15 protein-coding genes are annotated in these 15,056 nt (G+C 72.8%); 12 read left to right on the forward strand and 3 right to left on the reverse strand.

What is annotated here, in order from left to right:
• The 6 genes from EAH89_RS23825 to EAH89_RS23850 form a co-directional block, all read left to right on the forward strand.
• Nucleotides 1-343, forward strand: a 343-nt coding sequence (locus EAH89_RS23825; protein ID WP_140886211.1) for a transposase, incomplete at its 5' end; no start/stop codon positions are given.
• A 457-nt stretch (nt 344-800) separates the two neighbouring features.
• Entirely contained in the window at nt 801-1,259 is a 459-nt protein-coding gene (locus EAH89_RS23830) for a curli assembly protein CsgF (RefSeq protein WP_140886212.1), read from the forward strand.
• Nucleotides 1,260-1,262: 3 nt separating this feature from the next.
• Nucleotides 1,263-2,180 (forward strand): CsgG/HfaB family protein, encoded by a 918-nt coding sequence (locus EAH89_RS23835; RefSeq protein ID WP_140886213.1) that lies wholly within the window; start codon nt 1,263-1,265, stop codon nt 2,178-2,180.
• A gap of 40 nt (nt 2,181-2,220) precedes the next feature.
• Nucleotides 2,221-2,946 (forward strand): hypothetical protein, encoded by a 726-nt coding sequence (locus EAH89_RS23840; protein ID WP_140886214.1) that lies wholly within the window; start codon nt 2,221-2,223, stop codon nt 2,944-2,946.
• Between the two features lie 59 nt (nt 2,947-3,005).
• Complete coding sequence (locus EAH89_RS23845) at nt 3,006-3,407, forward strand: hypothetical protein (RefSeq protein WP_140886215.1); 402 nt, start codon at nt 3,006-3,008, stop codon at nt 3,405-3,407.
• A gap of 220 nt (nt 3,408-3,627) precedes the next feature.
• Entirely contained in the window at nt 3,628-3,942 is a 315-nt protein-coding gene (locus EAH89_RS23850) for a hypothetical protein (RefSeq protein WP_140886216.1), read from the forward strand.
• A 13-nt stretch (nt 3,943-3,955) separates the two neighbouring features.
• Here the strand turns inward: EAH89_RS23850 and EAH89_RS23855 are convergent, their stop codons facing one another.
• The 3 genes from EAH89_RS23855 to EAH89_RS23865 form a co-directional block, all read right to left on the reverse strand.
• Complete coding sequence (locus EAH89_RS23855; protein ID WP_140886217.1) at nt 3,956-6,157, reverse strand: calcium-binding protein; 2,202 nt, start codon at nt 6,155-6,157, stop codon at nt 3,956-3,958.
• Nucleotides 6,158-6,283: 126 nt separating this feature from the next.
• The gene (locus EAH89_RS23860) at nt 6,284-7,897 is read right to left on the reverse strand and encodes a tannase/feruloyl esterase family alpha/beta hydrolase (protein ID WP_161993730.1); all 1,614 of its coding nucleotides are present in this window, start codon (nt 7,895-7,897) and stop codon (nt 6,284-6,286) included.
• A gap of 134 nt (nt 7,898-8,031) precedes the next feature.
• The gene (locus tag EAH89_RS23865; protein ID WP_140886219.1) at nt 8,032-8,724 is read right to left on the reverse strand and encodes an SDR family NAD(P)-dependent oxidoreductase; all 693 of its coding nucleotides are present in this window, start codon (nt 8,722-8,724) and stop codon (nt 8,032-8,034) included.
• 149 nt (nt 8,725-8,873) lie between these two features.
• Here EAH89_RS23865 and EAH89_RS23870 point away from each other — a divergent pair, with 149 nt between their 5' ends.
• From EAH89_RS23870 to EAH89_RS23895, 6 genes are read left to right on the forward strand one after another with little or no spacing between them, the layout of a single operon-like run.
• The gene (locus tag EAH89_RS23870; RefSeq protein WP_140886220.1) at nt 8,874-9,728 is read left to right on the forward strand and encodes an IclR family transcriptional regulator; all 855 of its coding nucleotides are present in this window, start codon (nt 8,874-8,876) and stop codon (nt 9,726-9,728) included.
• Nucleotides 9,729-9,760: 32 nt separating this feature from the next.
• On the forward strand, nt 9,761-10,807 hold the full coding sequence (pdxA, locus tag EAH89_RS23875; RefSeq protein WP_140886221.1) for a 4-hydroxythreonine-4-phosphate dehydrogenase PdxA: 1,047 nt from the start codon (nt 9,761-9,763) through the stop codon (nt 10,805-10,807).
• Nucleotides 10,804-11,934, forward strand: a complete 1,131-nt coding sequence (locus tag EAH89_RS23880; protein WP_140886222.1) for an iron-containing alcohol dehydrogenase — start codon at nt 10,804-10,806, stop codon at nt 11,932-11,934. Before pdxA ends, EAH89_RS23880 begins: the two co-directional genes overlap by 4 nt.
• Nucleotides 11,935-11,957: 23 nt before the next feature.
• The gene (locus EAH89_RS23885; RefSeq protein ID WP_241667181.1) at nt 11,958-13,133 is read left to right on the forward strand and encodes a sialidase family protein; all 1,176 of its coding nucleotides are present in this window, start codon (nt 11,958-11,960) and stop codon (nt 13,131-13,133) included.
• Entirely contained in the window at nt 13,130-14,023 is an 894-nt protein-coding gene (locus EAH89_RS23890; RefSeq protein WP_140886223.1) for a dihydrodipicolinate synthase family protein, read from the forward strand. The genes EAH89_RS23885 and EAH89_RS23890 overlap by 4 nt, the downstream gene beginning before the upstream one ends.
• 59 nt (nt 14,024-14,082) lie before the next feature.
• Complete coding sequence (locus EAH89_RS23895) at nt 14,083-15,054, forward strand: Bug family tripartite tricarboxylate transporter substrate binding protein (protein WP_140886224.1); 972 nt, start codon at nt 14,083-14,085, stop codon at nt 15,052-15,054.
• Nucleotides 15,055-15,056: the final 2 nt, after the last annotated feature.

The raw sequence follows: 15,056 nt of genomic DNA on the forward strand, positions 1-15,056 counted from the left end.
CGGCGCCAACGTCCCTGACACCGTGCTGTTCGAACGCTTGTTCCTGGCCGCCTTCGCGGTCCTGGCTCGCATTGGCACGGTCCTCGCGGACAAGGGCTACGACGCCGAGCGGCACCGCGAGCTCTGCCGCAAGTTCGGTGTCAAACCGTGCATCCACAAGCGCGGACGGGCACCCGGGTCAGGTCTGGGCAAGTGGCGCTGGCCAGTGGAGCGCACCAACGCCTGGCTGCTGGAGAACAGGCGACTGGCCCTGCGCTACGACCGCTGCGGCTTCATCATCCAGTCCCTGCTCCAGACCRCATGCATATTCCTGGTTGCAGGACGCCTCGCTCAGGAATTCTGAAAACCGCCCCTAAGGATCGCGGTGCGGCCAGCGTGCTGGTTGCCGGACGCGTCGCGACAGACCGGACACGCTGCCCGCCGCAGCGACGCGCGAGGGAGCGAACAATTCAAGGAAGCGCTGAACCATGATGCTGCTCCAACTTCTAAGTACCTAAATTAAATCACCATATTGTTATCTATCGGTCAGCATCCCATGCACCACCGGAACATTGTCGAATACACAACTTACGGTTTGTAGATCCGAATGTTCTCATCTTCTCCCACAACCCACGAACACATCTCCGCCTAGATACATCCTATTCTAAGAGTAATTTTCACCTATTTTCTCATAAATTGGATTAGTTGCCCGAGCAACCACTCTAAGTAGTAATTCTAAATTGTTGTCTCAAAATTTGGTTAAGCTACAACTCCCCGAAGACGCAGCCAGCACAACTGCAGGACTGATTCGGGAAGCCACAATGAACAGGTTCGCTGTACTTGCCTCTGCTTGTCTTTTGTTAGGCTTCACGGCGACGCATCAAGTCCTCGCACGCGACCTCGTCTACCAGCCGGTCAATCCCTCATTCGGCGGCAGCCCGCTGAACGGATCCTATCTCCTTGGGCAAGCTTCCGCGAACAACGCCCGCTTCAACGAAAGCCCCGACGCTAAACGCCAGCGCCGGCAGCAGGAGGCCTTCAGCCTCTCCAACGACCCGGCGGCGCAGTTCCAGCGGCAGATCACGTCCAGCCTCCTGAGCCAGATCGCCTCCACCGTCGGCCAGCAGATCCTCGGCGAGAACGCCCGCGACAGCGGCCAGTTCTCCGTCGGCGGGACCTCCGTGGTGTTCAACCGGGTCGGCGGCCAGATCGTCATCGACATCAACGAGGGAGCGACCGGCGGGCAGACGCGCGTGACCCTGCCGGTGCCGAACTTCTGATCCATGGCGACGCTCCGTTCCTTCGCGGCGGCCTCGTGCCTGCTCGCGCTCGCCGCCTGCGGCACCGCCCCCGCCACGATGCTCGCCGAAAGCCCCACCCTGGGGCGGCGGACGGAGACGGTGGACAGCCTGCGCTCCCTCCCCGGGCCGAAGAGCCAGCTTGACGTCGCGGTGTTCAGCTTCCTCGACCAGACGGGGCAGCACCGGCCGAACAACAACTTCGCCGAGTACTCCTTCGCGGTCACGCAAGGCGGGGCCTCGATCCTTATCAACGCCCTCATGGAAGCCGGCCGCGGCAGCCGCCCCTGGTTCCGCGTGGTCGAGCGCAACCGCGTCGCCGACCTCTTCCAGGAGCGACAGATCATCCGCGCCAACCGCGCGGAGAACATGGGTCCGGACGGACGCCCCCTGCCGCCCATCGGCCCCCTCCGCAACGCGGGCCTGATCGTGACGGGCGGCATCATCGCTTACGACAGCAACGTCCTGACCAGCGGCTTCGGCGCCAGCTACCTCGGCATCGGCGCCTCCACGGAGTACCGCCGCGACAGTGTCTCGGTCTTCCTCCGCGTCGTCTCCGTGCTGACCGGCGAGGTGCTGGTCAGCGTCACCACGGACAAGACGATCTACAGTGTCGGCCTGCAGGGCGGCGCCAACCGCTACGTCGGCTTCAACCGCCTGCTGCAGATCGAGGGCGGCGTCACCACCAACGAGCCCCGCCAGCTCGCTGTCCGCCAGGCCATCGAAAAGGCCGTCCACGCCATGATCGTGGAGGGCGCGAGCAGAGGCTTCTGGGGCTTTGAGGACGAAGCACAGGGTCGCGAGCTGGTCCGTGAGTACGAGACCACGCGCGACGGACAGATCCCACCACGGGCCACCGCCGACTCTCCTCCCGGCGGAGCAACAGCCCGTGGCGGTGCATGACAGGAGGAAATGTGAAATGTCCAAAACGAAAGACCCCAGAATGAAGAAGATCCTTCTCGCCGGCGTGGCCGCGTTCGGCCTGTCCTTCGGCGCCATGGCGGCGGACAACTACGCCTCGATCGACCAGGTCGGCACCTCGAACAACAACGTCCAGTCGCAGACCGGGATCAACGGCCGCTTCGAGGCGACGCAGAACGGCACCTCGAACAACAACAACCAGCAGCAGACCGGCAACAACAACCGTGGCCGGGTCGAGCAGACCGGCACGAATAACTTTGCGGGTCAGACGCAGTCCGGGTCGAGCAACAACGGCAACGGCACCGGCTTCGGGTGGGGTGCCTTCGTCCGGCAGAACGGCGTAAGCAACGTCGCCGTGCAGAATCAGAGCGGCAACGCCAACCAGGCCCGCGGCTACCAGAGCGGTGACCGCCAGTCCCTGTCGCAGACCCAGAGCGGCAGCGAGAACAACGCCTACTCCGATCAGGCCAACTCGACGAACAGCAGCGTGACGCAGAGCCAGAGCGGCACGGCCAGCCGCGCCATCGCCTACCAGGGATCGGCGACCAACAGCAGCATCTCGCAGACCCAGAACGCCGGCTCGAACAACTACGCCTACAGCCAGCAGTACTTCGGCAACAACATGCAGGCGTCCATCACGCAGACGGGCAGCAATCACGTCGCCGTCACCGATCAGAGCGGCAGCAACCTGACGGCCATCGCGACCCAGAGCGGTGTCGCCAACTTCTCCAGGCAGACCCAGCGCTGAGTCCTGGCAATCGGCGGGGGAGGGGAATACCCTCCCCCGTCATCTACGCGGAGGTTGTCATGAAGAAGCTCCTGCTCATGCTGGCCTCTGGCCTGGCAGGACCGGCCGTGGCTGCCGATACCCCCGTCTCCACCGACCAAGCCACCCAGCGCATCATCTCCCGCGCCGGCGGCGGGCAGGTCTCCGACATTACTCAGCAGGGCACGGGCAACTGGGGCGAGACGAACCAGAACGGCACCAACAACACCGCCCGCATCCTCCAGCAGGGCGCGGGGAACACGTCCATCATCACGCAGAGCGGCAGCAACCTCTCGGCCGAGAGCCTGCAGACCAACGGCGCCGGGGTGCGGATCGACCAGTCGGGCTCGGCCGGCGGCATCCGCGTGCAGCAGAGCGGACCAGGCGCCGGCGCCGCCTCCATCTTTTCCTCCGGAGCCCCCGCCACTGTCACCGTTCGCTAGGGCCGCGCTCGCCCTCCTCCTCGCGCTTCCCGCGGGCACGGCTGCCGCCCAGGCCAGCCGCGAGCCGACGGACAGCCGCCGCCTCGCGCCCGCCGCCCGCCCGGCCCCTGCCGCCACGCCCCGCGGCGGCGGCGATGTCGCGCCGCAGCGCTTCATCCCGCCGGGCATCCGGCAGTTCCTGAACGACCGGCGGATCGACCCCCTCACCCGCGCCTTCCTGATGGACCTCGCGGGCAAGCGGCAGGAGGACTGGACCTTCGCGGACTACCAGCGCGTCATCGTCGTGGTGCCCAGCCTCACCGAACTGATGATCCCGACCCGCGTGCTGAGCGAGTTCTACGAGTTCATCAACCTCGACCCCACCAGCCTCTTCGACCCCCAGCTCGGCGCCTCCTGGCAGGCGACCTCTACGGCCTTCGACCCGCGCAACCTGCGCAACCGCCGCTGCTTCTACCTCCGCAACCTCGCGCAGTCAGACCCGGAATCGGTGAAGCTCACCGACCTCCTGAACTGCGGCGACGCGCGGGACGACTGAGCGCCGCGCCCGGCTACCCGAAGAGGAAGTCCCCCGCGCCGAGCGAGGCCAGCGACAGGCCCGCCACCGTCAGCACGTCCCCGGCGGGGGAGGTGATCACCACGTCCGCCCCCACCTGAGCGCTAGCCGCCAGCAGCGACGCCAGGTCGGCGAAGCTTCCGGCCTGGAACTGGATCACGTCCCGGTTCCCCGCCACCCGCCCGAAGTCCTGGATCACGTCCGCCCCCCATCCCGCCCCGAAGACGAAGCGGTCGTTCCCGGCTTCCCCGAAGAGCCGGTCGTTCCCCGCCCCGCCCAGGATCACGTCGGCCCCCGCCCCGCCGGCGAGAAGGTCGTCGCCGTCGCCCCCCTCGAGGATGTCGTTGCCGGCGTCGCCGCGCAGCACGTCGCGGCCCTCCTCCCCCCGCAGGAGGTCGTCGCCCTCGCCGCCGAAGAGCAGGTCGTTGCCCACGCCGCCGAGGAGGGTGTCGGCGCCGCCCCCGCCCGCGAGCGTGTCGTCGCCGGCCTCGCCGCGGAGGTAGTCGTCGCCGGCCTGCGCGTCGAAGAGGTCGGGGCCGCCGCCGAAGAGCAGGTCGTCCCCGTCGCCGCCCAGAAGGGTGTCGCCCCCCTCCCCTCCCGTGAGCACGTCGCGCCCCGCCCCGCCGTTGGCGATGTCGTCCCCCGCGCCGGCGTGGATGACGTCAGCCCCGTCGCCGCCCGTCAGCAGGTCCCCGCCCTCCCCGCCGGCGAGGAGGTCGTCCCCGGCCTCCCCTGCCAGCATGTCGTCCCCCGCCTCCCCCCGCAGGTGGTCGTTGCCGTCGCCCCCGAAGGCGACGTCGGCGCCGTCGCCGCCGAGGAGCTGGTCGTGGCCCACGCCGCCGCGGAGGGTGTCGCCGCCCGCGCCGCCGCTCAGCGTGTCGTTGCCGTCGCCGCCGTCGGCCACGTCGTCCCCGTCGCCCGCCTCGATCAGGTCCGCCCCGTCGCCGCCGTCAATCCGGTCGGCCCCCACGCCCCCGGCGAGGAAGTCCGCCCCCGCGCCGCCGGACAGGCTGTCGTCGCCCCCGCCGCCGAACAGCGTGTTCGCGCCCGCGTCCCCCGCCAGCGCATCCGCGAAACCCGAGCCGACGACCCGCTCGACGCCCGCGAGGGCATCGCCCGCCGCGTCGCCCCCGCTCCCCGTGCCCGCGAGCAGGTCCACCGCGACGGCGGCGGGGGAGGCGCCGTAATCCGCGGTGTCGGTCCCGCTACCGCCGTCCAGAAGGTCCGCCCCGGCGCCGCCCGCCAGCGTGTCGTCGCCCGCGCCGCCGGCCAGCGTGTCGTCGCCACCCCCGCCCGAGAGGAGGTCGCCGCCGCCGCCGCCGTCGAGCCGGTTCGCCGCCGCGTCCCCGGTGAGGGTGTCCGCGAGCGCGGTGCCGACGATGTTCTCGACGCCCACAAGCTCGTCGCCCGCCGCATCGCCGCCGCTCCCCGTGCCCGCGAGCAGGTCCACGGCGACGTCGGAGAGGGAGGCGGCGTAGTCCACGGTGTCCGATCCCGCGCCGCCGTCGAGCCGGTCCGCCCCCGCGCCACCCACCAGCCGGTCGTCGCCCGCGCCGCCCGAGAGGGTGTCGTCACCCTCGCCGCCGAGCAGCGCGTTCGCGTCGGCATCCCCTGTCAGCACGTCCCCGAAGGCCGAGCCCAGCAGGTCCTCTATGCCGACCAGCACGTCGCCCGCCGCCTCGCCGCCGCTCCCCGTGCCGGCGAGCAGGTCCACCACCACCCCCGCTGGGGCCGTGCGGTAGTCCGCCGCGTCGATGCCGCCGCCGCCGTCCAGGAGGTCCGCCCCCGCGCCACCCGCCAAGGTATCGTTCCCAGCACCGCCGGACAGGCTGTCGTCCCCGCCGTAGCCGCGAAGCACGTCGTTCCCGCTGCCGGTCGCCAACGCGTCGCCGAGCGTGCCGCCCGCCATCAATTGGTTCCCGGTTCCCGCCGAGAAGTCGAACTTCACGCTGATCAGCGAGGGCTGGGCGGGGCCGGTGACGTCGAGCGAGATGCCCAGCACACCGGTGCCGAGGATGTAGGAGAAGCGGTCAAGGCCCCGCAGCGCCTCGTTCTGGAGCACGTCGGCCACATCGCCGAGCACGAAGGCGTCCGACAGCCCGAAGCGGTTCGCAAGGAGCACGCCCAGGTTCATCAGGTTGCCGCCACTGGCCGGGTCGAAGTCGCGGCCGATCGTGTAGCGGAAGGTGCCAGGCATGGGTCGTTCTGTCCTCTCGCCCGGCGTTCTTGCCGGGGCGCGCCCGCGGCACGGGTGCCGCCGGGGGAGGCTAGCCGCCCAATGGTAAACATTCCGCCCACGCTCCGCCGGTGCAGGCCGCCCCGCTCAGGGCGCGCGGCAGGCGAAGCTCTCGGCCCGCGCGGGGTCGCCGCCCCCGAAATGCGGGTAGGCTGGGTAGCGGCAGAGGGGACGCGACGCCGCGCCGTCCGCCGTGGTTTGAACCAGCGGCCCCGGCGGCGTGCCCCCCTCCACCCAGGCGTCGAGCACGCCGAGCAGGTCCACGAAGCCCGGCAGCGCCCGGCCCGTCGCCACGTCGGTCGCAATGCCCGAGTGGTTCGCGCCGTGGTGCAGGTAGAAGCGCGCGATGCCGTCCACCGCCTCGCCGCCCAGGCGCGCGCGCACCGCCTCCCAGTAGGCCATGCCCGCGCCGGGAGACTGGGCGTAGTCGGCCATGTGCTCCTTCAGCAGCAGCCGCCCGCCGCGGCGCGCGAAGGCGGAGAGGTCCGGGTCGGTCGCGTCCATCACGGCGGAGAGGCGCCGCGCCCCCTCCGCGAAGTCGGCCATCGCGAAGCGGGCGGGGTCGTAGCTCGCGTCGCGCGCCAGGAAGTACCGGATCGCGCCGTTGCCGTAGTACCACTGCCGCGACTGCACCGCGGGACTCGGCAGGGGGAAGCGCGGCGCCTCGGGGCCGGTGGTCCAGGCGTTCATCCCGTCCGGCTGCGCCTCGCCCCCGATCGGCGCGCCGGGATAGGCGGCCAGGCCGTTCGCCAGCGCCATCCCGTACTCGTAGGGCGCGCGGTGGGTCTCGAGGAAGCGCACGGACGCCTCGCCGAGGCATCCTTCCGTCGCGCCGCCGGCGCAGAGAAGGCTGCGGGGCGAGAAGGCCGCGCGGCAGGCGGGCTGGTTCGACACCACGCCGTCCGCCAGCCCGTCGAGCGCGTCGCAGGCGGCCAGCGTCGCGTCGTGCAGCCGCCGGACCGCGTCGGGCGAGAGCCAGGCGCCCTCGCGCTGCATCTGCCCGCCGCGCGTGCCGAAGCCTTGCAGCCCCACCCAGTTGATGACCGGCACGGAGGAGACCACGCCGTCGTAGCGCTCCGGGTAGCGCTGCGCGACCAGCAGCCCCTCCCGCCCGCCTTCCGAGCTGCCGTAGTAGTAGACCCGCGCCGGCGCGCGCCCGGCGACGCGCCGCATCACCGCCGCCGCCGCGTCGCGCACCTTCGGGTAGGCGGCGTGGGTGAAGTTCTCCAGCGCCTCGTCGTCTAGGGCGAAGGCCTGGATCTCGACGCCCGGCACGTTCTGGTGCCCGCTGTCCGTGCCGAAGGTGGCGAAGCCGCGCGACAGGGGATGCGGCGCCTGCGGCGGGTTCTCCCGGAGCTGCGCGAGCCCGGTGATGAGCACGCCGTTGAAGCCGCCGCCGCCGTACTGCACCGCGCGCCCGTTCCACTCCTCCGGCAGGTTCACCTGGAAGACGATGGGCGGCGAGGCCGGCTGCCGCGGCTCGACGCGGCCGAGCACCTCGCAGCGCGCCGGCAGGTCGGCGTTGCCGGCAATCGGCGACGGACCCGCGGCGATCCGCCGCGCCGCCGTGACGGTGACGCCGCCGGAGGGAAGGCCGATCTCGCCCGCGGGGATCGTCGCCCCGGCCAGCGCCTCGCAGGGCGACTGCGCCGCTGCCGCGCGCGGCGCGAGCGCCGCCAGCACCGCGAGCGCGAGCGCCATCCTTCCCGAACCCGGCCTGTCTCTCATGGTCGTCCTCCCGCCCCTTGCACGGCCGGCGCTCCGCCGCGCGGCTCCCCAGCCACGCGAAGTCTGCGGCCTCCCGCCGCCCCCGTCCATCGGGACGCCGGGCCGGGCTAGAGCGAGCTCCCCCCGCAGACGACGATCTGCTGCCCGGTGATCGCCCCCGCCTCGGGGCCGAGGAGGAAGGACGTCAGCGCCGCGATCTCCCCGGGGTCGATCAGCCGCCCGATCGGCGGCAGGCGCGGCGCGACGCTCGTGCGGCCGGGGTCGCGCAGCATCGGCGTGTCCGTCGCGGCCGGGGCCACCACGTTCACCGTGATGCCGCGCGGCGCCAGCTCCGCCGCCCAGGAGCGCGCGAGCCCGACCAGCGCCGCCTTGCTCGCCGCATACTGGCTGCGCCCCGCCGCGCCGAAGGCCGTCCGGCTGCCGACGAGCACCACCCGCCCGCCATCCGCCATCCCCGGCACGAGCGCGTCCGCCAGGCGGGAGGCGACCTCGACGTGCAGCCGCCACATCGCGCCGCCCGCCTCCGGGTCGAGCGCGCCGAGCGGCGCCGTCCGCATGAAGCCCGCCGCGTGGACGATCGCCGTCGGCCGCAGCCCCTCCAGCGCCGGCGCCAGGGCGGCGGGGTCGAGCAGGTCGACCGCCCGGTGCGAGAAGCCCGGCCCCCGCCCGCCGGGATCGGTCCGGCTGAGCCCGGTCACCGCCCATCCCTCCCGCAGCAGCCGGTCGGCGATGGCCGCGCCGATCCCGGAGCTCGCCCCCGTCACCACCGCGTGCCGCGGCCCCCCGGTCCCGTCCGTCATGCTTCCTCCTCCCTCCCGGCGCTTGCTTCGTCCTTGACACCGGTCCGGCGCCCCCCTTAGACGGACCAGCGTTTCCGAACAAGTGAACGCATTCCGATCAAACCGACCGGCGGCATCAAAAGCCGTGGGCGCAGGAGGGGGAGGACGGCTTGAGCGAACAGGCAGCCCGGCCATGGCCGGCGTCCCGAGACGCCTCCCCGGAGAACCCGAAGAACCAGGTGCAGTCGGTCGCCAAGGCCTTCGCGGTCCTGCGCGCCTTCGGCAGCGACCTGCCGGAGCTGACGGTGGCCGAGGTCGCGGCCCGCACGGGGCTCGACCGCGGCACCTCCTTCCGCCTTGTCCATACCCTGGCCGGGCTGGGCTACCTGCGCGCCGCGCTGGACGGGCGGCGCTTCCGACTGACGCTGAAATGCCTCGAGCTCGGCTTCGCCGCCCTCTCCGCCGGCGACCTCGCGGGCCACGCGACGCCCCTCCTGCGCGAGCTCGTGCCCGGCATCGCCGAGGCCGCCTCGCTCGGCACGCTCGAGCGGGGCGAGGTCGTCTACCTCGCGCGCGTCGAGGCCGGCATGGAGCGCGGCGGCCTCGTGCGGCGCCCGGGCACGCGCATCGGCGCCTACGCCACCGCCCTCGGCCAGGCGATCCTCGCCTGGCTCCCGCGCGAGGAGCAGCTCGCCGAGCTCGGGCGCGTGGAGCGCGTGAAGCTCTCCGAGCGCACGCTGACCGGCCTCGACGAGCTGCTCGACCGTCTCGCCGAGGTGCGCGCGCGCGGCTACGCGGTCTCGGACGGCGAGAACGCCTACGGCCTGCGCACCGTCGCCGCCCCGGTGCTCGACGCCGCCGGCCGCCCGGTCGCGGGCGTCAGCCTCACCGTCGGCGGCGGCCGCGTCGGCACCGCGGAGTTCATCGCCCGCGCCGCGCCGGAGGCCCGCCGCGTCGCGGCCGAGCTGGCCGAGGGGCTCCGCCTCTCCCTCGGCGCCGTCGCCGTCGCGCAGGGATCGCGATGAGCGCCCCCTCCCCCCAAGGAAAGCACCCGCGCATGAAGCCGCGTCACCTCGCGATCACCATGGGCGATCCCGCCGGCATCGGGCCGGAGATCATCGTCAAGGCCTGCCGCGCCCTCGGCCCGCGCCTGGCCGCCGGCGAGCTGCGCCTGCTGGTCATCGGCAGCGGCGCCGCCCTCGAGCGCGCCCGCGCCGCCCTCGCGCCCGAGCTGCTCATCCCGGAGGCGACGGGCGATGCCGCCGGCTGGCCGGACCTCTGCTTCCTCCAGGCGGGGCCCGAGGGCGCGCCGATCGAGCCCGGCGTCCTCTCCGCCGACGGCGGCCGCTTCGCCTATCTCGCGGTCGAGCACGGGGTGCGCCTCGCCCTGGCGGGCGAGGTCGGCGCCATCGTCACCGCGCCGCTGAACAAGGAGGCGATGAACAAGGCCGGCCACCACTACGCCGGCCACACGGAGATGCTGGCGACGCTGACGGGCGTGAAGGGCTCCGTCATGCTGCTCGCGCACGGCAACATGCGCGTCAGCCACGTCACCACGCACGTCGCGCTGCACGACGTGCCCAAGCGCCTGACGCCCGAGCGCCTGCGCCTCGTGCTCGACCTCACGCACGGGGCGCTGCGGGCGCTCGGCATCGCGGAGCCGCGGATCGCGGTCGCGGCGCTGAACCCCCATGCCGGCGAGGGCGGCCTCTTCGGGCGCGAGGACATAGACGTGTCCGAGCCCACCATCGCCCGGGCGGTCGCGGACGGCCTGCGCGTCGTCGGCCCCGTGCCCGGCGACACGGTCTTCGTGAAGCTCCGCGCCGGCCAGTACGACGCGGTCGTCGCCATGTACCACGACCAGGGGCACATCCCCGTCAAGCTCCTCGGCTTCTCCGTCGACCCCGCGACGGGGCGTTGGGAGGCGCTGTCGGGCGTGAACATCACGCTCGGCCTGCCGATCATCCGCACCTCGGTCGACCACGGCACCGCCTTCGACATCGCGGGCCGGGGCATCGCCAGCGAGCGGAGCCTCATCGAGGCCATCGAGTACGCCGAGCAGCTCGCCGCCAGCACACTCGCCACCAGCAAGGTCGCCGCATGAACAGCCTTCTCAGCCCCATCGAGATCCAGCGGCCCGCGAGCCTCGAGTTCGGCGCCGGCCTCGTCGGCGCGGTCGGCCGCTGGGCCGCGGCGCGCGGCATCGCGCGCAGCCTCGTCATCGCGACCGGCCCCACCGCCGCCCGCGCCGCCCTGCTCGGCCTGCCCGGCGAGGTCGTCGTCTTCGGCGACGTGAAGCCCGAGCCCGACATCCCCAACCTTGAGGAAGCGCTGGCGCTCGCCGAGCGCGTGCGGCCCGAGCTCGTCGTCGGCTTCGGCGGCGGCAGCGCGATGGACCTCGCCAAGCTCGTGGCCGTCCTGCCCGGCACCGGCCAGTCCATCCACGACGTCGTCGGGCCCGAGAAGGTGCTCGGCCGCAAGGTCGCGCTCGTGCAGGTGCCGACCACCTCCGGCACCGGCAGCGAGGCCGGCACGCGCGCCCTCGTCACCGATCCCGCCACCCGCAACAAGCTCGCGGTGCAGAGCCGCCACATGATGGCCGACCTGGCCGTCGTGGACCCCGACCTCACCGTCACCGTGCCGCCCGCCGTCACCGCGGCGACGGGCGTCGACGCCCTCGCCCACTGCGCGGAGGCCTTCACCAGCCGCCGCGCCCACCCGCTGATCGACCTCTACGCGATCGAGGGCATCCGCCTCGTCGGCCGCTACCTCACCCGCGCGGTCGCGGACGGGGAGGACCGCGAGGCGCGAGCGGGCCTCTCGCTCGCGTCCCTCTACGGCGGCTTCTGCCTCGGCCCCGTGAACACGACCGCGGGCCACGCCGTCGCCTACCCGCTCGGCACGCGCCACCACATCGCCCACGGCCTCGCCTGCGCGGTGATCTTCCCGCACACCCTCGCCTACAACGCGCCCGCGGTGCCCGAGAAGACCGCGCTCGTGCTCGAGGCGCTGGGCGCCCCCGCCTCGGCCGACCCGCGGGCGGTCGCGGAGATCACGCTCGACTTCTGCCGCGAGCTCGGCATCGAGATGCGCCTGTCGCGCCTCGGCGTGCCCGAGGACGACCTGCCGGCCATGGCCACGGAGGCGCACGCCATCCGCCGCCTGCTCGACAACAACCCGCGCGACATCAGCGAGAGCGAGATCCTCGCCCTCTACCGCGCCGCCTACTGACCCGCCCGCCAGGAGAGAACGCCGTGACCGACACCACGGGGCTGATCGACCGGCCCGAGACCCTCGCCGCCGCGCCCGGGGACCCCGGCCGCACCGAGGCCTTCATCCCCACGCCCTGCGTGCAGAACCACGCCTCCTTCCTGATGCCGCTGCGGGGAGGCGACCTCGGCTGCGTCTGGTTCGGCGGCACGCAGGAGGGGGTGCCCGACATCGCCGTCCACTTCTCCCGCCTCGCCCCCGGCGCCAGCCGCTGGTCCCCCGCCGAGCGCCTGTCGGACGACCCCGCGCGCTCCGAGCAGAACCCGCTTCTCTTCCCGGCGCCGGACGGGACGCTCTGGCTGCTCTGGACCGCGCAGATCGCCGGCAACCAGGACACCGCCCTCGTCCGCCGCCGCGTCTCGACCGATGACGGCCGCAGCTGGGGCCCGGTCGAGACCCTGTTCCCGGAGCAGCCGGGCTTCGGCACCTTCATCCGCAACCCCATCGTGGTGACCGGGCGCGGCGACTGGCTGCTGCCGATCTGGCGCTGCACGAAGCCGCCCGTCGGCGCCTGGACCGGCGACCTCGACACGAGCTCCGTCATGCTCTCCTCGGACGGCGGCGCGACCTGGGCGGAGCACGCGGTGCCCGACAGCACGGGCCTCGTCCACATGAGCCTCGTCGACCTCGGGGGCGACCGCCTCGTCGCCTTCTTCCGCAGCCGCTGGGCCGACTGGGTCTACGCCAGCCGCTCCGCGGACGGCGGCCGGAGCTGGTCCGCGCCCGAGCCGACGGCGCTGCCGAACAACAACTCCTCCATCCAGGCCACCCGTCTCGCGGACGGCGGCATCGCCATCGTCTTCAACGATTCCAGCGCGGCCGACGCGACGGGCCGCCGCCTCTCGCTCTACGACGACATCGGCGGCGACGAGGTGGCCCCCCTGACCGAGCGCAGCGCCTTCTGGGGCGCCCCGCGCGCGCCGATGAGCATCGCGATCTCGGACGACGAGGGCCGCACCTGGCCCCACCGGCGCAACCTGGAAGTAGGGGACGGCTACTGCATGACGAACAACTCGAAGGACCGGCTGAACCGCGAGTTCTCCTACCCCTCCGTCTGCGAGACGGCGGACGGCGTCCTGCACGTCAGCTACACCTACTGGCGCCAGGCCATCAAATACGTCCGCACCAGCGCGGCCTGGGTGCGCGGAGCGGCCCGGTGAGCGCCGCCCTGCACCCGCGCGGCGTCTTCTGCGCGGCGCTGACCCCGCTCGGCGAGGACCTCGCCCCCGACCACGCCCGCTTCACCGCCCATTGCCGGCGGCTGCTGGAGGAGGGCTGCGACGGCATCGCCCTCCTCGGCACGACGGGCGAGGCGAACTCCTTCTCGACCGGCGAGCGCCAGGCCCTGCTGGAGGCCGCCGTGGCCGCCGGCATCGCGCCCGAGCGCCTGCTGCCCGGCACCGGGGTCGCCGCGCTGACGGAGACCGTCGCCCTCACCCGCCACGCCCTCTCGCTCGGCGTGACCACGGTCGTGATGCTGCCGCCCTTCTACTACAAGGGCGTGTCCGACGACGGCGTCTTCGCGAGCTACGCCGAGGTGATCGAGCGCGTGGCGGACCCGCGGCTGCGCGTCGTCCTCTACCACATCCCGCAGTTCTCCGCCGTGCCCCTCACCTTCCCGGTGATCGAGCGCCTGCGCGAGCGCTTCCCCGGCACCTTCACGGGCATCAAGGATTCCGCCGGCGACCTCGCGCACATGGAAGCGCTGGTGGAGCGCTTCCCGGGCCTCGCGGTGCTCGCCGGCGCCGACCCGCTGATGCTGCCGCTTCTCCGCCGCGGCGGCGCGGGCTGCATCACCGCGACCTCGAACCTCGTCGCCGCCGACCTGGCCTTCGTGTTCCGCCACTTCAGCGACCCCGCCCGGGCAGCGGAGGTGGAGGCCGCCCAGGCGCGCGTCGTCGCGGCGCGGAACCAGGCCTCGCGCTTCGCGCAGATGGCCTCGCTGAAGACTTTGCTCGCCGCCCGCCTGGACGACGCGGGATGGACCCGGATGCGCCCGCCCATGCTGCCGCTGCCGGCCGAGGAGGCCGCGGCGCTTCTCGCCCCCTGAACCCCGCCACCGACGCACGCCACCCCGGCCCGCAGAGGCCGGTCCCGAGGAGGAACACCATGCTTCGACGCCACCTGCTGACGGCCACCGGCGCCGGGCTGCTCGCCGCGCCCGCGGTCCGGGCCCAGGCCCCCTGGCCCAACGGCAAGCCCATCCGCGTGATCTGCCCCTGGCCGCCCGGCGCCGCCAACGACACCCTCGCCCGCCTGCTCGGCGCCCGCCTGCAGGAGAAGCTCGGCGCGACCGCGGTGGTCGAGAACCGCACGGGCGGCGCGGGGCTCGTCGGCACCAACGCCGTGCTGGGCGCGACGCCCGACGGCTACACGCTGCTCGCCTCCGCCTTTAACACGGCCGTCATGCCGATGGTCCTGCGCGGCGCCAACTTCGACCCGCAGACCGACCTCGAGGTGGTCGCCCGCACCGCCCGCGCGCCGCTCGTCATGGTCGTGAGCGGCTCGCGCCCGGAGAAGACGCTGGCCGAGGTGATCGCCTCCGTGAAGGCGAAGCCGCAGGAGTGGAACATCGCCATCTCCTCGCTCGGCTCGGCCGGGCACCTGGCGACGATCGAGTTCAACCGCCGCACGGGCCTCGACCTCAACATGGTCAACTACCGCGGCACCCAGCCGGCGCTGACCGACCTCATGTCGGGCAGCACGCAGCTTCTCATCGACCCCAGCTTCGCGCTGCTGCCCGCCGCCGGCGACGGCAAGATCCGCGCGCTCGGCATCGCCGCCCCGCAGCGCTCGAGCCTGGCCCCCGACGTGCCGACGATGGGCGAGGCCGGGCTGCCCGGCTACGAGTTTCAGTCCTGGTACGGCGTCTGGGCGCCCAAGGGCACGCCGGCCGAGATCTGCGCCCGCGTCAACGCGATGATGCAGGAGACGATGCGCGAGCCCGCCATAGTGCAGCGGCTGAGCACCCAGGTGCTGGAGCCCGTGACCGAGAGCATCGAGGACACGCGCCGCTTCATCGCGAGCGAGGTCACCCGCGCGCGCGAGCTCCTGCGGAGCGTGAACTACCAGCCTGAATAGCT

It is taken from the genome of Muricoccus nepalensis (assembly GCF_006438825.1).
Taxonomy (GTDB): Bacteria; Pseudomonadota; Alphaproteobacteria; order Acetobacterales; family Acetobacteraceae; genus Roseomonas; species Roseomonas nepalensis.